Raw genomic sequence first — 19,002 nt, forward strand, 5'->3', positions numbered from 1 at the left:
TGCGGGCCGCACACCGCACTGGCACGCCGCTGGCAGGCCCTGTCAGCCGGCCCCGTCAGTCGGCGAGCAGGTCGTCCGGGCTGCCGCTCGCCAGCGTCGCGAGGACGTCGAGGGCCGGGCCGAGGATCTCCATGGGCGGCGCGGACACCGCGATCCGCACGGCGTTCGGCGCGTGGCCGGGCAGGACCGCGAAGGCCGCCGCCGGCAGCAGCGCGATGCCCCGGCGGGCCGCCGCCGCGACGAACGTCTCCGCGCGCCACTGCTCCGGCAGCTCCCACCAGCGGTGGTACGACGCCGCGTCGCCGCGCAGCCCCGGCAGCTTCGCGGCCACGACCGACGCGCGTCCGGCGGCGTCCCGGCGTTTCGCGGCTTCGACCTCGGCCAGCGTTCCGGTGACGATCCACTGCGTCGCCGCCTCGACGGAGAAGCGCGACGCGGCCCACGCGCCCGAACGCACCGAGGACGCCAGCCGCGCGGTCCACGCGGGCGGCGTCACCAGGAATCCCGCGGTCAGGCCGGGTGCGACGCGCTTGGACAGGCTGTCGGCGAACACCGTCCGCTCCGGCGCGTACGCCGCGAACGGCCGGACGTCGTCGCGCAGGAACGTGTAGATGCCGTCCTCGATGACCGGCAGGTCCAGCCGGGCGACGACGTCGGCGAGCTCCTCGCGGCGCCGGGGCGGCATGGTCGTGCCGAGCGGGTTGTGCAGGGTCGGCTGGACGTAGAGCGCGCGGACCGGGCCGGCCGCGGCGAGGGCGGCCGGGACCAGGCCGGACTCGTCGGTCTCGATCGGCACCAGCTCCACGCCGAGGCGCGAGGCGAGCGCCTTGACCACCGGGTAGGTCAGCGACTCGACCGCGAGCCGCTCCCCCACCGGCACGAACGCGGCGATCGCCGCCGCGATGGCCTGCCTGCCGTTGCCGGTGAACAGGACCGTCGCCGGGTCGGGCCGCCAGTCGCCGCGGGTGAGCGACGCGGCCGCCGCGTCGCGGGCCGCCGGGGTGCCCGCGGCGCCGATCGGGTGCAGGGCCGCGGTGAGGACGTCAGTGCGCAGCAACGGTTCCAGCGCCTTCGCCAGCCGCGCCGACTGGTCCGGCAGGACTGCGAAGTTGAGCTCGAGGTCGACGCGGGCGTCACCGGGCTCGGCGAGCGCGGGCTCGGGTGCCGGCTTCGCGGCCCGGACGAACGTGCCGCGGCCGACCTCCCCGACGGCCAGGCCACGCCGGACGAGCTCGCCGTAGACGCGGGCCGCGGTCGAGCCGGCGATACCGCGCTGGCGCGCGAACCGGCGTTGCGGCGGGAGCCGGTCGCCGGGCCGCAGCCGGCCGGCCTCGATGTCGGCGGCGAGGGCGTCCGCGACGACGCGGTAGTCGTCCACTGTGTCCCTTCCGCCTGCGGTCCGTCGGTCAGCATGATCTCACGCTAGAACCGGCGGGACAGCCGAGCCGGGTCCAGCGCCGCCGCCAGTTCCGGGTCCGGCGCTCCCGTGACGAAGTCCGTGACCAGGCGCCCGGTCGCCGGCCCCAGCATCAGGCCCAGCATGTTGTGGCCCGACGCCAGCAGCACCCGCTCGTGGCCGGGCACCTTTCCCACCGCCGGGAGGCCGTCCGGGGTCAGCACCCGCGCGCCGACCCACTCGTCCTGGCGGCCGGCCCAGTCCGCCGAGCGGAGGTAGCCCGAGGCCGCCGCGACGATCGCCGCGATCCGGCGCGGGTGGAACGCGTCCGGGTCGGCGTCGAACTCCATCGTGCCCGCGACCCGGACCCGCTTGCCCATCGGCGTGAGCACCACCCGCGCGTCGCCGAGGTGGACCACCCGGTGCGGCACCGGGTCGGCGTCCACCGAGAAGCTGTACCCCTTGCCGGGGAACAGGTCCGTCCGGACACCGAGCGCGCGGCACAGTTCCCGCGACCACACGCCGGCCGCGACCACCGTGACGTCGGCGTCGAAGTCGCCGACGGTTGTCCGGGTGCGGGTGCCGCCGCCGCGTTCGCTCACCGACGTCACCCGCGCACCCTCCACAATGGACACACCCCGCGCCCGCAACCGGGCGGCCAGCCGGTCGACGAACAGCGACGGGTCCACCGACCACTGCTCCCGCACCAGGAACCCCGCCCGCGCGGCCGGTCCCAGCGCGGGCTCGAGCGAGGTCAGGTCGCCGCCGCCGAGCACCGGCTCGACCGGGGCCCCGATGTCCCGCTGCCCCTCCCACGCCGCCTGGGCCGATGCGGAAGAGCCGAAGGCGAACACGAAGCCGGACTTCACCGCGTCGCCGTCGACGCCGGCCGCTTCCAGCTCGCCGAACAGGCCGAACGTGCCCCGCGCCAGGCGGGCCAGCGTCCGGGCGCCGGCGGCGTACCGGTTCCGGGAGGTGTTGAGCCCGAACCGGACGAGGAACCGCACCAGCGACGCGTCCAGCCGCGGCCGCACGTACAGCGCGCTGTCCGGGCGGGGCAGGCCACGCAGGGCCGGGCCGATGACACCGGGCGCGGGCAACGGCGTCACGAGGTCCGGGCAGATTTCGCCCGCGTTGCCCCGCGATGCGCCGCCGCCGACGCGCCCACGCTCCAGCACGGTCACCGTCGCCCCGGCTTCGGCGAGGTAGTGGGCGCTGCAGAGGCCGATCAGACCGCCGCCCACGATCGTCACGTTCACGCCGCACTCGATTCCGCGAGGGTCATGCCGTTCGTCTCCGGGGCCAGCCACAGCGACGACACCAGGCCCACCACGGCGATGACACCGCCGACGAGCATCGCCAGCCGGGTGCTCTGCGCGAGCAGCAGCGGCGCGCCGTAGGTGCCGATCGCCGCGCCGACCCGGCTCACGCCGGTGGCGAACCCGTTGGCCGTCGCACGGACGCCGGTCGGGAACAGCTCGGACGGGTAGATCGCCTGCAGGCACTGGCTGGAGAACGACGCGACGCCGAAGACGGCGAACAGCAGGATCACCAGCCACGTCGACGGGTGCCCGAGGATCCCCAGCAGGAACAACGGGATCGCGGCGATGCCGAAGCTCCACAGCAGCAGCTTCCGGCGGCCGCGGTTCACCACGAGCGCGCCCGAGAGCGAGCCGAGCACGAAGAAGATCTGGATGACGACCGCGCCGAAGTAGGACGCGTTGCCCTCGGCCAGGCCGAGCGAGTGCAGGATCGTCGGCTGGTACGTCGTGATCGCGTAGATCGGCAGCAGCTGGCACGCCCAGAACAGGCAGACGAAGATCGTGCGCTTGCGGTACTTGCCCCGGAAGATGTCGCCGTAGCGGGTCTTCGAGCCGGTGTCCGCGGCGATGTCGGAGAAGTCGGCGTCCGGGCCGAGCATCTTCCGCAGCACCGCGTGCGCCTCCTCGGTCCTGCCCTTGCTCAGCAGCCACCTGGGCGACTCCGGTGTCCCGATCCGGAGCGCGAGGATCACCAATGCCGGGATCGCACTGCTGGCGAGCATCCAGCGCCAGGCGTCGTCGCCGAGCGAGAGCATCGCCCAGCCCGCGACGTACGCGGTCGCGGCGCCGACCGACCACATCGTCACCAGCACGACCAGCAACGGTCCGCGCGACTTCTGCGGCGCGAACTCCGAGGCGATGGTCGCCGCGATGGCGAAGTCGGCCCCGATCGCGATGCCCATCAGGAACCGCAACGCCGTCAGCTGGCCCGGGTCGGTGGCGAAGAACTGCAGCGCCGACAGGACGATGAACGCCGCGATGTCGGCGAGGTAGACCTTCTGCCGCCCGACGCGGTCGGTGACGTACCCGAAGATCAGGCCGCCGACGAACATCCCGGCCAGCGACGCCGAGCCGAGCAGCCCGGCCATCGAGCCGCTCATGTGGAAGGCGCCCGTCACCAGGGGCAGCGCGACTCCGATGATCGAGAGGATGTAGCCGTCGCAGAACTCGCCGCCGCCGGCGTACATCGTGATGAGCCAATGGGTCTTCGTCGGCCTGCTGTGTTCCAGCGACTGCCGCGCGGAGGAGGTTGCCTTCATGGTTCGCTCCGGGGGTTCGGGTCTGGTTGGCAGGTGACGCTAGACACACCGAGCTCGACGGTCATCGGACGAACCATCCGAAGTATGAGCTTGTTTTCCGGGATGCGCTGTACGGTTCGTCCATGGCTGATCCACAGCTCACACCCGCGCTCGCCCAGGAGATCGCCGGCGAGACGAGCGCGGTGATCGGGTTGAACGTGCTCATCACCGACGTCGAGGGTGTCGTCATCGGCAGCGGCGACGTCTCGCGCGTCGGCGGCGTCCACGAGGCGTCCCTGGAGGTCCTGCGCACGCTCGAAGCAGCGGAACACTCGGCCGAGCGGGCCCGCGCGCTGCACGGCGTGCGACCGGGGATCACGCTGCCGATCGTCATCGACGGGACGGCCGTCGGCACGGTCGGGCTGACCGGCGCGCCGCGGCACGTCCGCCAGTTCGGCCTGGTCGTGCGACGCCAGACGGAGATCCTGCTGCGCGAGGCGATCGGCCTCGAGTCGCGGCTGCTCGGCGAGCGCGCCCGCCACGACCTGGTGCGTGACCTCGCGTTCTTCGACGCCGACGTCGTCGAGCCGGCCGCGATCGCGGCGCGCGCGAGCGAACTCGGCCTCGACCTGCGCCTGCCGCGCATCGCGGTGCTCGTCGAGGTGCGCGGCACGCCCACGGCGTCACCACTGGGGGCGATACGCGACGTCTTCCCGCAGGACCTGGCCGCCGAGATGACCGCGAGCCGCTTCGCGGTGCTGCACCACCCGCGTGGCCCGGGCGGTCCCGCGCGGCAGTGCGCGGGCCTCGTCACGGTGCTGCGCGAGCGGTACGGCCTGGCCGCGTGCGCCGGGTTCGGCACCGCGGCGACGGACGTCCCCGGCCTGCACGCGTCCTATGTGGACGCCGCCGCGGCGGTCCGGCTCGGCCCCCTGAGGCGTCCCGCCGAGAGCGTCTTCGCCATCGAGACCCTCCGGACCGAGCAGCTGCTGGAGACGACCGCGCACCAGGCGCGGGACCGGTTCGCCGCCGGGCAGCTCGGCGCGCTTCGCGACGATCCGGCGTGGGACGCACTGTGCGAAACCGTGCTCGCCTGGGTCGAAAACGGCCTCAACCTGGTGCACACCGCGGCCGCGCTGCACATCCACCGCAACACGCTGCTGCACCGGCTGGCGAAGATCGCCGACCTGACCGGGCGTCCGGTGCGTGACGCCACCGCCGCCGTTCCCGTGTACCTGGCGTGCCTGGCCGCTAAGTTGGCGGTGGAGGTGCCATGACCGACAAGACCTGGGCCGAAGTCGACGACTACCTCACCGGCGCGCTGCTCGCCGCCGACCCGGTGCTCGACGCCGCGCTCGCCGACTCGGCCGCCGCCGGGTTGCCGCCCATCGCCGTCGCGCCCAACCAGGGCAAACTGCTCAACCTGCTCGCCCGCCTCGCCGGCGCCCGCTCGATCCTCGAGATCGGCACGCTCGGCGGGTACAGCACGATCTGGCTCGCCCGCGCGCTCCCGCCCGGCGGCAAGCTCGTGACCTGCGAATACGAGCCACGGCACGCCGAAGTCGCGCGGGCCAACCTGGCCAGGGCGGGCTTCGGCGAGGACGTCGTCGACATCCGGGTCGGCGCCGCGCTCGACACGCTGCCGGGGCTGAGCGGGCCGTTCGACTTCGTCTTCGTCGACGCCGACAAGAACAACCTCGCCAACTACGTGCGCGCGGTGCTCCCGCTTTCGCGGCCGGGCACGACGATCGTGGTCGACAACGTCGTCCGGCAGGGTGCCGTCGCCGACGCGGCGAGCACGGACCCGAACGTCGTCGGCGCGCGGGAGATGTTCGATCTCCTCGCCGCCGAAGACCGGATCGACGCGACCGCCGTCCAGACCGTGGGCTCGAAGGGCCACGACGGGTTCGTGCTCGGCATCGTTCGCTGACTCACCGCGGCGGCCGCACCACGGGCACCGGCCGGCCCTGGTGCGCCGCCGCCATGAAGCCGCGCCAGACGTCGGCCGGGACGACGTCGCCGGTCAGCTTGGCGCCGTTCGCGTCGGTCAGCCGCCGTTCGTCGTCGGAGCCGATCCAGACCGCCGTCGCCAGCTGCGGGGTGTAGCCGACGGCCCAGGCGTCCTGGAAGTCCGGGCTGGTGCCGTGCTCGGCCTCGCCGGTGCGCAGTGCGGCACTCCCGCCCGTGGTCAGCGTGCCCGTGACGTCCTCGGCGATGCGGCGGCTGTCGTCGCCGGTTTCGTCGAAGGCGGGGCGCGCGGTGTCGGTGTGCTCCCAGACGACCGCGCCGCTCTCGTCCCGGACCCGCGCCACCAGGTGCGGCGTCGTGCGCTGCCCGTCGTTCGCGAAGGTCGCGTAGGCGCCCGCCATGTCCAGCGGCCGCAGCGGGTACCGGCCGATCGCGATGCCGGCCCCGATGAGGTAGCCGTCCTTCTCCCGCATCGTCGGCGTGCCGTCGACGGTCTCGGGGATGCCGGCCTGGCGCGCGGCGTCGCTCAGCGCGTCCGGGCCGAGCTTCTTCGCCAGCGCGACGAACGGGCCGTCGGCGTGGGCCTGCATCGCCACGCGCGGAGCGCACTTCGGGCCGCAGACCTCGGGGTACTTGAACTTCTCGCCGAGGAACTCCTGCTCCTCCGGCGCCGGGACCGGCACGTCCGGGCCGTAGCCGCGGCGCAGGGCGGCGGCGAGCGTGAAGGGGTAGAACGCCGAGCCGGCCGCGTGCGGGGTGCTCGCGTAGTCGCGGACGCCCTGGTCACCGCCCTGGTAGGCGCGGACGGCACCGCTCTTCGGGTCGACGGAGACGACGGCCCCTCGGAACTCCTTCGGTTCGCCCTTCAGCCGGTCCTGCAGGGTCTTGCGGGCGGCGTCCTGCAGGCCGCGGTCGAGCGTCGTCTCGACGGTCATGTTCCCCTGCTGCAGCCGGCCGAGCGGGAAGCCGTCCTGTTCCAGTTCGGCCAGGACCTGCTGCTTGATGTGGAACTCGTCGTAGGTGAGGCGGCCCGCGCGGGTCTCCGACGGCGGCTGGATCCCGGCGCCGGGGTAGGCCATCGGTTCGTCGCTCTTCACGTAACCGCGGGTTTTGAGCTTGTCGCGCACGTATTCCCAGCGCCGCGCGGCGTGGGCGTCGCCGGACGCGGCGGGGTCGTGCACCGACGGCGACTGGATCATCCCGGCCAGGAAGGCGGCCTCGCTCCAGGTGATCGAGTCGTCGAGCCGCTTGCCGAAGTAGGCGTTCATCGCCGCGGCGGGCCCGAACGTGCCGCGGCCGAAGGAGATGATGTTGACGTAGCTCTCGAAGATCTGTTCCTTGCTCTGTTCCTGGGTGATCTTCGTGGCCAGCACGAGCTCGGCGAACTTGCGCCCGATCGTGGCGTCGTCGTCGCCGGTGGACTTCTTGATGTACTGCTGCGTGATCCCGGACCCGCCGCCGACGCCGGTGAGGAACGCGCGGCCGATGCCGGTCGGGTCGAAGCCCTGGTTGTCCCAGAAGGTCGGGTCTTCGGTCGCGATGATGGCGTCGCGCAGCTTCTCGGGCACCTGCGCGTACGGCACGAAGGTCCGGTCGCCGTCGGCGGGGATGACCTTGAGCAGCTCGGACCCGTCGGAATACTCGAGCACGACGGTCTTGTCGAGCCCGGCGAGGACTTCCTGCGGGCTGCGGACGTCGAGGACGAGGTAGGCGACCCAGAAGGCGATCAACGGGACGCCGACGAGCAGCCCGGAGGCCCAGTACCCGATCCGCCGGATCCGCCGCCACCGCCGTCGGCGCGGGGTGTCCGGCTGTTCGGCTTCTTCGTCGTTTTCCTCGGTCACCAAGGTCACGAACGGATGACGGTCGAACGGGTGAGGAGGTTCTGTGGAGAACTAACGAGGTTGTTCGAATCCTGTCAAGACGGCTCAGGCCAGGAAGGCCCGCAGCAGCGACGCCGTGCCTTCGATGTGCTCCGCCATCGCCTGCCGCGCGGCCACCGCGTCGCCGGCCAGGATCGCGTCGACGATTGCCTCGTGCTGGGCGTTCGAGTGCTCGAGGTTGGGCGGAAGCAGCGGGATGCGGTCGAGCAGCTGGTTGACGCGGGTGCGCGCGTCGGCCATCGCCGTTGTCAGGGAGCCGGAGGCGGTGACCTCGGCGATCGCCAGGTGCAGGCGGGAGTCCTTGCGGCGGTAGTCGTCGAGGTTCGCGCCCGACGCCTCGGCGAGCGTGCCGGTGAGGTGCTGCCGGTCGGCCGGGCTCAGCGAGCGCGCGGCGGCCATCTCCGCGGCCCCCGTCTCGAGGACGTACCGGAGGCACAGCGCGTCCTCCAGGCCGACGGCGTCGATCTCGCCGTCGGGCTCGGGCGGGCCGGGCAGGGTGTCGTTCACGAAGGTGCCGCCGTACCGCCCTCGCCGTGACTCGACGTAACCGGCGTCGGAGAGGGCACGGATGGCCTCGCGGAGCGTCACGCGGCTGACCCCGAGCCGCTCGGCGAGCTCGCGTTCCGACGGCAGCCGCTCCCCCGCGCCGACCACCCCGAGCCGGATGGCCTGCAGGAGCCGCTCGACGGTCTCCTCGAAGGCGTTGCCCGCGCGGACCGGCCGGAACAGCGCTTCCCCGGCATTCACCACCGACGTCGACTCCATCCCGCGAGTTTAGGCCGCACTCACGGAGTGGTGCCGGGAACGCGAGACAGTCACACTGTGTCGACGATGTCAGCGGCGAACGTTCGCGCTGCGGAAAACCGGTGGAACCGGACGGCCACGGTCGGCGACCATGGGACGACCGACACCGAACATCGACGCAGGGGGCGATCCGGTGCATTTCCTGATGGCGGAAGACCTGGTGCACGAACGCGAGGACGAGCTGCGCCACGGCGTGCGCAGCGACGCCTCCGGCCGGGAGGCGCCGCTCAGACGGATCGGCACGAGGAAGCAGCAGCTCGGCTGGACCCTCGTGGAGGTGGGGCTGAAGCTGGCCACGGAGGACGAACGGCGGAGCTGATCAGCACTCGATGACGTTCACCGCCAGGCCGCCGCGGGCCGTCTCCTTGTACTTGACGCTCATGTCCGCGCCCGTCTCGCGCATCGTCTTGATCGCCTTGTCCAGGGTCACCACGTGGCTGCCGTCGCCGCGCATGGCCATGCGGGCCGCGTGGATCGCCTTCGACGCTCCCACCGCGTTGCGCTCGATGCACGGGATCTGGACCAGGCCGCCGACCGGGTCGCACGTCAGGCCGAGGTGGTGCTCCACGCCGATCTCCGCCGCGTTCTCCACCTGGGCCGGCGAGCCGCCGAGGACCTCGGTCAAGCCCGCGGCCGCCATCGCCGACGCCGAACCGACCTCGCCCTGGCAGCCGACTTCGGCGCCGGAGATCGAGCCCGTCTGCTTGAGGATCGAGCCGATCGCGCCCGCGGTGAGCAGGAACGTCACGATGCCGTCGTCCGACGAGTGCCGGATGAACCGCTGGTAGTAGTGCAGCACGGCCGGGATGATCCCCGCGGCGCCGTTGGTCGGCGCGGTGACCACGCGGCCGCCCGCGGCGTTCTCCTCGTTGACGGCCAAGGCGTACAGGCTCACCCAGTCCATCGCGTACAGCGGGTCGTCCGCGCCGTCCTCGGCCAGGAGCTTTTCGTACAGCGAACGCGCGCGCCGCGGCACTTTCAGGCCGCCCGGCAGGACGCCTTCGTGCGTGCAGCCGTTGCGGACGCACTCCGCCATGACCGCCCAGATCGCCAGGAGCCCGTCGCGCACCTCCTCGCGCGAACGCCAGGACAGTTCGTTCGCCAGCATGATTTCGCTGATCGGCAGCCCGGTCTCCGCGCAGTGCCCGAGCAGGTCCGCGCCGGTGCGGAACGGGTACGGCACCGGCGTCGAGTCCTCGACGAACACCGTGTCCGTCTCGTACGACTCGTCGCGGACGAAGCCGCCGCCGACCGAGTAGTACGTCCGCTCCCGCAGCAGGCCACCGGACGCGTCGAACGCGCGGAACACCATGCCGTTCGGGTGCGCCGGCAGCGACTTGCGGCGGTGCATGGTGAGGTCGTTGTCCTCGTCGAACGCGATCTCGTGCGTGCCGCCCAGGAGGAGGCGCCCGGACTCGCGGATCGCCGCGATGCGGCCCGGCACGGCGTCGGTGTCGATCTCTTCGGGCCGGTCACCGGAAAGTCCCAGCAGGACGGCTTTGTCGCTGCCGTGGCCGAAGCCGGTCGCGCCGAGCGAGCCGAACAGCTCGGCCTGGACGCGGGCCGTGCGGCCGAGGTCGTCGCCGAGTCCGTCCACAAAGGTCCGGGCGGCCCGCATCGGCCCGACGGTGTGCGAGCTCGACGGCCCGATCCCGATCGAAAACAGGTCGAAGACGCTGATCGCCATTGATCCGCCCCTTCCTATCGCGCCAGCAGGGAGCTGGCTTCTTGCGCGGCCGGGCCCTGGTCGGCGAGGTGCCGCAGGTTGTCCGGCAGCTCCTCCCCACGGTAGCCCTTGGTCTGGGCGTAGAGCCGTCCCGCGCGGTAAGACGAGCGCACCAGCGGACCCGCCATCACGCCCGCGAAGCCCATCGCCTCCGCCGCCTTCGAGTGCTCCACGAACTCCTCCGGCTTCACCCACCGATCCACCGGATGATGCCGCGGCGAAGGCCGCAGGTACTGCGTGATCGTCAAAATCTCGCACCCGGCGTCAACCAGGTCCTGCATGGCGGGCGCGACCTCATCCGGGGTCTCACCCATGCCCAGGATCAGGTTCGACTTCGTCACCAAACCGGCCTCACGCGCCGCCGTGATGACCTCCAGCGAACGCTCATAGCGGAACCCGGGGCGGATCCGCTTGAAAATCCGCGGCACCGTCTCCACGTTGTGCGCCAAGACCTCCGGCCGCGAGCCGAACACCTCAGCCAGCTGCGCGGGATCGGCGTTGAAATCCGGGATCAGCAGCTCGACACCGGTGCCGGGGTTCAACGCGTGAATCTGGCGCACGGTCTCCGCGTAGAGCCACGCGCCACCGTCGGAAAGATCATCACGGGCGACGCCGGTGACCGTGGAGTACCGCAGACCCATGGCCTGCACCGACTCGGCGACCTTCCGCGGCTCGGTCCGGTCAAGGGCGGCGGGCTTGCCGGTGTCGATCTGGCAGAAGTCACACCGACGCGTGCATTGATCCCCACCGATCAGGAACGTGGCCTCACGGTCTTCCCAGCACTCATAGATGTTGGGACACCCCGCCTCTTCACACACCGTGTGAAGACCTTCGCGACGCACCAGACCCTTGAGCTCGGTGAACTCCGGCCCCATCCGCACCCGCGTCTTGATCCACGACGGCTTCTTCTCGATCGGCGTCTCACTGTTGCGAACCTCGAGACGCAGCAGCTTCCGCCCCTCGGGCAGCGCGCTCATCGCGAAAGGTCCGCGTACAGGGGGTGCTTCTTGGCGAGGGTCTCGACGCGGTCCCGCAGCTTCGAGCGCACGGCGTCGTCGAAGTCCGGCTTCAGGGCCTCGGCGATGACGTCGGCGACCTCGGTGAAGTCCTCGGCCCGGAAGCCGCGCGTGGCGAGTGCCGGGGTACCGATCCGCAGGCCGGAGGTGATCATCGGCGGGCGCGGGTCGAACGGGACGGCGTTGCGGTTGACCGTGATGCCGACCTCGTGCAGCCGGTCCTCGGCCTGCTGACCGTCCAGAGTGGACTGGACGAGGTCGACGAGCACCAGGTGGACGTCGGTGCCGCCGGTCAGCACGCGCACACCGGCGTCAGCGCAGTCCGCCTGCGACAGCCGCGCGGCCAGGATGCGCGAACCCTCGAGGGTGCGCTCCTGGCGCTCGCGGAACTCGTCGCTCGCGGCGATCTTCAGCGCGACGGCCTTGGCGGCGATGACGTGCTCCAGGGGCCCGCCCTGCTGGCCGGGGAACACCGCCGAGTTGATCTTCTTCGCCAGCTCCTCGCGGCTGAGGATGAGCCCGCCGCGGGGACCGCCGAGGGTCTTGTGCGTGGTCGTCGTGACGATGTCGGCGTGCGGCACCGGCGACGGGTGCAGCCCGGCCGCGACCAGCCCGGCGAAGTGCGCCATGTCCACCATCAGGCGGGCACCCACGAGATCCGCGATGCGGCGGAACTCGGCGAAGTCGAGCTGACGCGGGTAGGCGGACCAGCCGGCGATGATCAGCTTCGGCTCGTGCTCGACGGCCAGCCGCTCGATCTCGGCCAGGTCGACGATCCCGGTCTCCTTGTCGACGTGGTACGCGACGACGTTGTACAGCTTGCCCGAGAAGTTGATCTTCATCCCGTGCGTCAGGTGGCCGCCGTGCGCCAGGTCGAGGCCGAGGATCGTGTCGCCCGGCTTGAGCACGGCGAACATCGCGGCCGCGTTGGCCTGCGCACCCGAGTGCGGCTGGACGTTGGCGTGCTCGGCGCCGAAGAGGGCCTTCGCGCGGTCGATGGCGAGCTGCTCGACGACGTCGACGTGCTCGCAGCCGCCGTAGTAGCGACGGCCGGGGTAGCCCTCGGCGTACTTGTTGGTCAGCACCGAGCCCTGCGCCTCGAGCACGCCCACCGGGGCGAAGTTCTCGGAGGCGATCATCTCCAGGGTGGACTGCTGGCGGGTGAGCTCGTCGGCGACGGCCGCCGCGACCTCGGGGTCGACGTCGGCGAGGTGGGCGTCGAAGGTCGTCATCAGTTCTCCTGGGTGAGCGCGGCGTAGGCGGCGGCGTCGAGCAGTTCCGGCACGTCGCCGGAGAGACGCACCTTCAGCAGCCAGCCTTCCGTGTACGGGTCTTCGTTGATGACCTCGGGGCGGTTCGATGTGGCCTCGTTCACCTCGACGACCTCGCCGGAGACCGGCGCGTACAGCTCGCTGACCGACTTGGTCGACTCGACCTCGCCGAACACCTCGCCCGCGGTCACCGTCGAACCGGCGTCGGGCAGCTGGACGAACACGATGTCACCGAGCGACTCGGCGGCGAAGGCGGTGATGCCGACGGTGGCGACGCCGTCCTCGACCGACAGCCACTCGTGTTCCTTGGTGTACTTCAGGTTCTCGGGGATGCTCACAGCTGGGGGTCCTTTACGCGCGGGAGTAGAAGGGCAGGGCGACGACCTCGACGGGCTCGATCCTGCCCCGGATGTCGACGGACAGCTCGGTGCCGGGCTCGGTGTACGCCCGATCGACGTACGCCATGGCGATCGGGTACCCCAGCGTGGGCGACAGCGCGCCGCTGGTGACCTCGCCGATCTCGACGCCGTCGGCCAGCAGCTTGTAGCCGTGCCGCGGCGCGCGGCGACCCGCGCCCTTGAGCCCGACCCGCACGCGCGGGACGTCGGCCTTGGACCGCTCCTCGAGAGCGGCGCGGCCGACGAAGTCGCCCGGCTTCTCGAACTTGACCACGCGGCCGAGCCCGGCTTCGAACGGGCTCTGGTCGAGGGTGAGTTCGTTGCCGTACAACGGCATCCCGGCTTCCAGCCGCAGCGTGTCGCGGCAGGCCAGGCCGGCCGGGACCAGGCCGTGGCCCTCGCCCGCCTCGGTCAGGATGCGCCAGACCGCCGGCGCCTCGTCCGCGGGCACGAACAGCTCGAAGCCGTCCTCGCCGGTGTAGCCGGTGCGGGCGAGCAGGACGTCGTGGCCCTTCACGACAGCGGGGACGCTCGCGTAGTACTTGAGCGCGGCCAGGTCGGCGTCGGTCACCGCGCCGAGGATCGCCGCGGCGTTCGGGCCCTGGACGGCGATCAGCGCGGTGGTTTCGGACTTGTCGTCCACGACGGCGTCGAAGCCCGCGACCCGCTCGGCCAGGGCGTCCGCGACGACCTGCGCGTTGCCCGCGTTCGCGACGACCAGGTAGTGCTCGTCGGCGAGCCGGTAGACGACCAGGTCGTCCAGGACCCCGCCGGAAGCGTCGCAGATCATCGTGTACCGCGCGCGGCCCGGCTTGACCCCGGTCAGGTTGCCGACCAGCGCGAAGTCCAGGACGTCGGCCGCCTGCTTGCCGGTGACGTGGATCTCGGCCATGTGCGAGAGGTCGAACAGCCCGGCCGCCTCGCGGACGGCCTTGTGCTCGGCCAGCTCGCTGGCGTAGCGAACCGGCATGGACCAGCCGGCGAAGTCGGTGAACAGCGCACCGAGTCCCTTGTGGACTCCGTGCAGGGAGGTTTCCTTCGACACTGTCAGCCTTCGTAAGCGTTGAGGGGCGGGCAGGAGCAGACGAGGTTGCGGTCGCCGCGGGCGCCGTCGATGCGGCGGACCGGCGGCCAGTACTTGTTCTTGCGCGACACCCCGGCCGGGTACACGGCCAGCTCGCGGCTGTAGGGCTTGTCCCACTCCCCGACCAGCGTCTCCGCGGTGTGCGGGGCTCCCCGCAGCGGCGAGTCCTCCGCACTCCACTTGCCGGAAGCGACCTCGTCGATCTCGGCGCGGATGGCGATCATCGCGGCGATGAACCGGTCGATCTCGCCGAGGTCCTCGGACTCGGTCGGCTCGACCATCAGCGTGCCCGCGACCGGGAACGACATGGTCGGCGCGTGGAAGCCGTAGTCGATGAGCCGCTTCGCGACGTCGTCGACCGTCACGCCGGTTTCCTTGGTGAGCTGGCGCAGGTCGAGGATGCACTCGTGCGCGACCAGGCCGTCCTGGCCGGTGTAGAGCACGGGGTAGTGCGGGGCCAGGCGCGAGGCGACGTAGTTCGCGGCCAGCACGGCGACCTTCGTCGCGGCGGTCAGGCCGGGCGCGCCCATCATCCGGACGTAGGCCCAGGAGATCGGCAGGATCGACGCCGAGCCGTACGGCGCGCCGCTGATCGGGCCGACGCCGGTCCCGGGGCCGGCGGCGTCGAGCAGCGGGTGGTTCGGCAGGTACGGCGCGAGGTGCGCGCGCACCGCGACCGGGCCGACGCCCGGGCCGCCACCGCCGTGCGGGATGCAGAACGTCTTGTGCAGGTTCAGGTGCGAGACGTCGCCGCCGAACTCGCCCGGCTTGGCCAGGCCCAGCAGGGCGTTGAGGTTCGCGCCGTCGACGTACACCTGGCCGCCGCCGTCGTGGACGATCTTGGCCAGCTCGTCGATCGAGTGCTCGTAGACACCGTGCGTGGACGGGTACGTGACCATGATCGCGGCGAGGGTGTCGCGGTGGGTGTCCACCTTGGACCGCAGGTCGGCCAGGTCGACGTTGCCTTCGTCGGTGCACTTGACGACGACCACGCGCATCCCGGCGAGCACCGCGGACGCGGCGTTGGTGCCGTGCGCCGACGACGGGATCAGGCAGACGTCGCGGGCCTCGCTGCCGTTCGCGCGGTGGTACGCGCGGATGGCGAGGAGCCCGGCCAGCTCGCCCTGGCTGCCCGCGTTCGGCTGCAGCGACACCTTGTCGTAGCCGGTGACCTCGGCCAGCCAGCCCGCGAGCTGCTCGACGAGGACGTGGTAGCCCTCGGCGTCCTCGGCCGGGGCGAACGGGTGGATGCCGGCGAACTCGCGCCAGCTGATCGGCTCCATCTCGGTGGTGGCGTTGAGCTTCATCGTGCAGGAGCCGAGCGGGATCATGCCGCGGTCGAGCGCGTAGTCGAGGTCGGACAGCTTGCGCAGGTAGCGCAGCATCGCCGTCTCGGAGCGGTGGGTGCCGAAGACCTCGTGGCCCATGAAGCCGCTCTCGCGGGCCAGGCCGTTCGGCAGCGCGACGCTGTCCTGGGTCTCTTCCTCGACGCCGAACGCGCGCAGGACCTTCGCCGTGATCGCGGGGGTGCTGACCTCGTCGAACGCGACGCGGACGTGGTCGGCGTCGACGTGGCCGAGGTTGATCCCGGCCTCGCGGGCGGCCGCGTGGACCTCGGCGGCCTGACCCGGGACGCGCGCGACGACGGTGTCGAAGAACGACTCGTGGACGACCTCGACGCCGGTCTTGCGCAGCGCCTCGGCGAAGCCCGCGGCGAGGCCGTGGACGCGCTGGGCGATCTGCTTCAGGCCGTCCGGGCCGTGGTAGACCGCGTACATCGCGGCCAGGACGGCCGGGAGCACCTGCGCCGTGCAGATGTTGGAGGTCGCCTTCTCGCGGCGGATGTGCTGCTCACGGGTCTGCAGCGCCAGCCGGTAAGCCGGGTTGCCGTCGGCGTCGACCGAGACGCCGACCAGGCGCCCGGGCAGCGAGCGCTCGAGCCCGGCGCGGACGGACATGTACCCGGCGTGCGGGCCGCCGTAGCCGAGCGGGACGCCGAAGCGCTGGGTCGACCCGGCGGCAACGTCGGCGCCGAACTCGCCGGGCGAGGTGATGAGCGTCAGCGCGAGGAGGTCGGCGGCGACGGTGAACAGCGCGCCCGCGGCCTTCGCCGACTCGGAAATCGCGTGGTAGAAGCCGCGGCCGCGCAGCACGCCGGACGCGCCGGGGTACTGGACGACGACGCCGAAGAACTCGTCCGGCAGGCCGGTGAGCAGGTCGCGGACCTCGACCTCGATGCCGAGGGCCTCGACGCGGGTCCGGACGACCGCGATGGTCTGCGGCAGGCACTCGGCGTCGAGGACGACCTTGTTCGACTTCGACTTGGACGCGCGGCGCATCAGCGTGACGGCCTCGGCGACGGCGGTCGACTCGTCCAGCAGCGAGGCGTTGGCGGTGGCCAGGCCGGTCAGGTCGGCGACCATCGTCTGGAAGTTGAGGAGGGCTTCGAGCCGGCCCTGGGAGATCTCCGGCTGGTAGGGCGTGTACGCCGTGTACCAGGCCGGGTTCTCGAGGACGTTGCGGCGGATCACGCCCGGGGTGACGGTGTCGGAGTAGCCGAGGCCGATCATCTGCGTCATCGGCCGGTTGCGCGCGGCGAGGGCGCGCAGCTCCGCGGTGGCGTCCTCTTCGGACGCGGCGGGCGGAAGGGTGAGTTCCTTCGTCGCGCGGATGGCGCTCGGCACGGCGGCGCCGACGAGGGCGTCCAGGCTGCCGTAGCCGCACTCGGCCAGCATCTTCGCGCGTTCGGCCTCGGACGGGCCGATGTGGCGGGCGTCGAACTGCGTTGAAGTGATGGGGAGCTCCTCGGGCCGGGCACACAGCGGTGCGCTGGGAACTCCCCCTCTGTCATGGCACCTGAGAGTTTCACCGTGGGAGACACGGCTTTCACCTTGGGTGAGGCGCGGGTGCGCCTGCTTTCCAGAGTGGCCTCGCGCGAAGCGGTAACAGGTACCTGAGAGATTCTGGGGAGTTTGCTCCTTCGGTGCCCCACTGACGTCGTGAGGACTCTCCCGCCCCGGCTCTACGGCCCGATCTGCAGTTGTGGCGGTTACGGTACCCGGCCCGTTCGAGGTCCGTCTACTTCACCCGGGCAACGCCACATCAGTTTTCGAGCGCGGCTCGACGCACGACGCTCCCGGCCAGCGCGGGCGGCCGCCGCACCCGCCCCGAGGGCAGGACCAGGCGTTTCAGCGGCCCGCCCAGCGGCACCGGCGGGTGCCCGGCGCCGAGCAGCACCTGCTCGACGATCTGCTCGGCGAGCCACGCGACCGAGTCGTTGAGCCGGTCGAGCGAGGGGTGGTCGCCGTCGAAGACGTCCTCGTCGGCGAGCGTCACCTCGAAGTACTCGCAGCCCGGCGGCACCGAGATCGCGTCCTCGATCGCCTTCGCGCCCTCCTCGGGGTCGGAAAACCCGGCTTCGAGCAGCGGCTCGCGGTAAATCCGCGCTGCCCGCTCGCGCATGCGGGGGCCGTAGCGGACGACGACCGGAAGCCGGCCGGTCAGGTCGGGCACGGCCAAGCCGTGCAGCAGCATGATCGGCGGCACCGAGTGCACCAGCTGCGGCGCGGGCCCGGCCAGCTCGCGGGCGGTGATCCGGACGCGGTCGGCCATCGCGTCCGGGAGGCCGAAGTAGCGGAAGTCGACGTTGCCGAACCCGAGGCCGTCGGCGACCAGGGACGCGAGCAGCTCGCCGTAGCCCCAGATCGGCGACAGCACCACCACGGGCGGCGCGGAGACCACCGGCGACGGCGCAGGTGGGCGCGTCGCCTCCTGCTCGGGCACCTGGATCACCAGCCGCGGCGGCTCGTGCCAGTCGTGCACCTCGGCGACCCGCCAGTACAGCCCGAGCGGCCGCCACAGCTCGCCGAGGATGTCGTGCTCGAGGATCCGCCGCACCTCGGCGTCGTCGTGCGGGAAGTCCCGCGGCGGCACGATCCCGACGTAGTGGTGGTAGGTGACGCGGACCTCGTCCCCGCGGGTGGCGGACCGGATCCGAATCTCCCAGTCGACCGGCGACGCGGCGATGGCGTTGGCCACCTGGGTGCCGGGCGAGGAGTAGACGAGCGCGGTGGCCTGCCGCAGGAACTGCCCGGCCCGGTCGATGCCCTCCCGAAGGGCTTTCGCGGCGTGCGCGACGTGCACCGGACTCGCGAGGGAGTCGGGCAGCACCCCGGCAACGCGCAGGAGGTCGGCCTCGCCGAGCCCGGTGACTTCGGCGAGCTGAGCCCAGTGATCGAAAACGGTCACCTTCGGCGCGTGCCGGTGCTCGATCCAGCTGCGCAGCGTCGACGTCGGAACGCCGATCCGCCGGGCGGCCTCGTCGAGGGAGAGGCCTTTCGCGCGGATGCCCGTCCGGACCGCTTCCGCCCACTCGTCGGCGCGCCAGTGCGTCACCTCACAAAGCTAACGCAGCTCCTGGCTCGTAACGATCGAGCAGCCGACGCAACACCGGCCCCCGATGGCGCGACACCAGTGCCGTCCGCGGAAGGAGACCGGCCATGACGACGGAACCCCGCGCCCCCCGACGCCGACCCGTGGTCGCCGGTCTCGCGCTCGTAAGTGTCGCCGCGGTGGTCGTCATCGCGGTGTCGATCGCACTGGCCGTGGACCGGAGCTCCGGTCCCGCCAGGAGCGAGCCGGACTACGAAGCGGTGGTCCGCGACACGGTGTCGATCATCTTTCCCGGCACCGTGGCCTCGGCGGACCAGGTGCAGGAGCTCCTGCCCAGCTCGAAGCGGTCCACGGACATCGCGTGCGACAACCTCGCCCACATGCCGCGAAGCGAGGTCGTCGGGTACACCGCCGTATCGGTGGGCGACAGGGCGAAGGCCGACATGCTGGTCGCGTCGATGGAGCGGAACGTCTGCTCTCGCAAATAGGCCCGCACGAAGCTGA

At 71.8% G+C, this 19,002-nt stretch carries 16 protein-coding genes and 1 riboswitch; of the genes, 4 read left to right on the forward strand and 12 right to left on the reverse strand.

The annotated features are described in order from the left end of the window. Positions 1-55: 55 nt before the first annotated feature. The 3 genes from ACWEN0_RS19145 to ACWEN0_RS19155 are packed head-to-tail and all read right to left on the reverse strand — an operon-like array spanning position 56 to position 3,977. Complete coding sequence (locus ACWEN0_RS19145) at positions 56-1,378, reverse strand: aminotransferase-like domain-containing protein (RefSeq protein ID WP_451974884.1); 1,323 nt, start codon at positions 1,376-1,378, stop codon at positions 56-58. A 44-nt stretch (positions 1,379-1,422) separates the two neighbouring features. After that, positions 1,423-2,655 carry an NAD(P)/FAD-dependent oxidoreductase gene (locus ACWEN0_RS19150; RefSeq protein WP_451974886.1) on the reverse strand — a complete coding sequence of 411 codons (1,233 nt, stop codon included), beginning with the start codon at positions 2,653-2,655 and terminating at the stop codon, positions 1,423-1,425. Beyond that, the gene (locus tag ACWEN0_RS19155) at positions 2,652-3,977 is read right to left on the reverse strand and encodes an MFS transporter (protein ID WP_451974888.1); all 1,326 of its coding nucleotides are present in this window, start codon (positions 3,975-3,977) and stop codon (positions 2,652-2,654) included. The genes ACWEN0_RS19150 and ACWEN0_RS19155 overlap by 4 nt, the downstream gene beginning before the upstream one ends. Positions 3,978-4,099: 122 nt before the next feature. Between ACWEN0_RS19155 and ACWEN0_RS19160 the strand changes: the two genes are divergently transcribed. Beyond that, the gene (locus tag ACWEN0_RS19160; RefSeq protein ID WP_451974890.1) at positions 4,100-5,233 is read left to right on the forward strand and encodes a CdaR family transcriptional regulator; all 1,134 of its coding nucleotides are present in this window, start codon (positions 4,100-4,102) and stop codon (positions 5,231-5,233) included. Next, entirely contained in the window at positions 5,230-5,886 is a 657-nt protein-coding gene (locus ACWEN0_RS19165; RefSeq protein ID WP_451974892.1) for an O-methyltransferase, read from the forward strand. Before ACWEN0_RS19160 ends, ACWEN0_RS19165 begins: the two co-directional genes overlap by 4 nt. 1 nt (position 5,887) lies before the next feature. Here the strand turns inward: ACWEN0_RS19165 and ACWEN0_RS19170 are convergent, their stop codons facing one another. Next, on the reverse strand, positions 5,888-7,777 hold the full coding sequence (locus ACWEN0_RS19170; RefSeq protein ID WP_451974894.1) for a transglycosylase domain-containing protein: 1,890 nt from the start codon (positions 7,775-7,777) through the stop codon (positions 5,888-5,890). Between the two features lie 75 nt (positions 7,778-7,852). Then, positions 7,853-8,572, reverse strand: a complete 720-nt coding sequence (locus tag ACWEN0_RS19175) for a FadR/GntR family transcriptional regulator (protein WP_451974896.1) — start codon at positions 8,570-8,572, stop codon at positions 7,853-7,855. A 130-nt stretch (positions 8,573-8,702) separates the two neighbouring features. Here ACWEN0_RS19175 and ACWEN0_RS19180 point away from each other — a divergent pair, with 130 nt between their 5' ends. Next, positions 8,703-8,930 (forward strand): hypothetical protein, encoded by a 228-nt coding sequence (locus ACWEN0_RS19180; RefSeq protein ID WP_451974898.1) that lies wholly within the window; start codon positions 8,703-8,705, stop codon positions 8,928-8,930. Here the strand turns inward: ACWEN0_RS19180 and ACWEN0_RS19185 are convergent, their stop codons facing one another. From ACWEN0_RS19185 to ACWEN0_RS19215, 7 genes are all read right to left on the reverse strand, one after another. Next, entirely contained in the window at positions 8,931-10,298 is a 1,368-nt protein-coding gene (locus ACWEN0_RS19185; protein ID WP_451974900.1) for an L-serine ammonia-lyase, read from the reverse strand. It lies immediately after the preceding gene. 14 nt (positions 10,299-10,312) lie between these two features. Beyond that, a complete protein-coding gene (gene lipA, locus ACWEN0_RS19190) occupies positions 10,313-11,314 on the reverse strand; it encodes a lipoyl synthase (protein ID WP_451974902.1) in 1,002 nt (333 codons plus the stop codon). Beyond that, a complete protein-coding gene (glyA, locus tag ACWEN0_RS19195) occupies positions 11,311-12,585 on the reverse strand; it encodes a serine hydroxymethyltransferase (RefSeq protein ID WP_451974904.1) in 1,275 nt (424 codons plus the stop codon). Before glyA ends, lipA begins: the two co-directional genes overlap by 4 nt. After that, positions 12,585-12,962, reverse strand: a complete 378-nt coding sequence (gcvH, locus tag ACWEN0_RS19200; protein ID WP_451974906.1) for a glycine cleavage system protein GcvH — start codon at positions 12,960-12,962, stop codon at positions 12,585-12,587. Before gcvH ends, glyA begins: the two co-directional genes overlap by 1 nt. A gap of 13 nt (positions 12,963-12,975) precedes the next feature. Then, entirely contained in the window at positions 12,976-14,067 is a 1,092-nt protein-coding gene (gene gcvT / locus ACWEN0_RS19205) for a glycine cleavage system aminomethyltransferase GcvT (RefSeq protein WP_451974908.1), read from the reverse strand. A 2-nt stretch (positions 14,068-14,069) separates the two neighbouring features. After that, positions 14,070-16,901: an aminomethyl-transferring glycine dehydrogenase gene (gcvP, locus tag ACWEN0_RS19210; protein ID WP_451975196.1), complete on the reverse strand. Its 2,832-nt coding sequence runs from the start codon at positions 16,899-16,901 to the stop codon at positions 14,070-14,072. Between the two features lie 39 nt (positions 16,902-16,940). After that, positions 16,941-17,039, reverse strand: a riboswitch (glycine riboswitch). Positions 17,040-17,208: 169 nt separating this feature from the next. After that, complete coding sequence (locus ACWEN0_RS19215) at positions 17,209-18,501, reverse strand: helix-turn-helix domain-containing protein (RefSeq protein ID WP_451974910.1); 1,293 nt, start codon at positions 18,499-18,501, stop codon at positions 17,209-17,211. A gap of 104 nt (positions 18,502-18,605) precedes the next feature. On the opposite strand from ACWEN0_RS19215, the gene ACWEN0_RS19220 reads away from it, so the two are divergent. After that, positions 18,606-18,986, forward strand: a complete 381-nt coding sequence (locus ACWEN0_RS19220) for a hypothetical protein (protein WP_451974912.1) — start codon at positions 18,606-18,608, stop codon at positions 18,984-18,986. The last annotated feature ends 16 nt before the right edge of the window (positions 18,987-19,002 follow it).

The sequence above is a fragment of the Amycolatopsis sp. NPDC004378 genome, assembly GCF_053602455.1.

Bases quoted from the DNA above. Each gene is read 5' to 3' on its own strand.
- ACWEN0_RS19155 (WP_451974888.1), bottom strand. From the start codon at position 3,977: ATGAAGGCAACCTCCTCCGCGCGGCAGTCGCTGGAACACAGCAGGCCG.
- ACWEN0_RS19160 (WP_451974890.1), top strand. From the start codon at position 4,100: ATGGCTGATCCACAGCTCACACCCGCGCTCGCCCAGGAGATCGCCGGC.
- ACWEN0_RS19165 (WP_451974892.1), top strand. From the start codon at position 5,230: ATGACCGACAAGACCTGGGCCGAAGTCGACGACTACCTCACCGGCGCG.
- ACWEN0_RS19175 (WP_451974896.1), bottom strand. From the start codon at position 8,572: ATGGAGTCGACGTCGGTGGTGAATGCCGGGGAAGCGCTGTTCCGGCCG.
- ACWEN0_RS19180 (WP_451974898.1), top strand. From the start codon at position 8,703: ATGGGACGACCGACACCGAACATCGACGCAGGGGGCGATCCGGTGCAT.
- ACWEN0_RS19185 (WP_451974900.1), bottom strand. From the start codon at position 10,298: ATGGCGATCAGCGTCTTCGACCTGTTTTCGATCGGGATCGGGCCGTCG.
- lipA (WP_451974902.1), bottom strand. From the start codon at position 11,314: ATGAGCGCGCTGCCCGAGGGGCGGAAGCTGCTGCGTCTCGAGGTTCGC.
- glyA (WP_451974904.1), bottom strand. From the start codon at position 12,585: ATGACGACCTTCGACGCCCACCTCGCCGACGTCGACCCCGAGGTCGCG.
- ACWEN0_RS19220 (WP_451974912.1), top strand. From the start codon at position 18,606: ATGACGACGGAACCCCGCGCCCCCCGACGCCGACCCGTGGTCGCCGGT.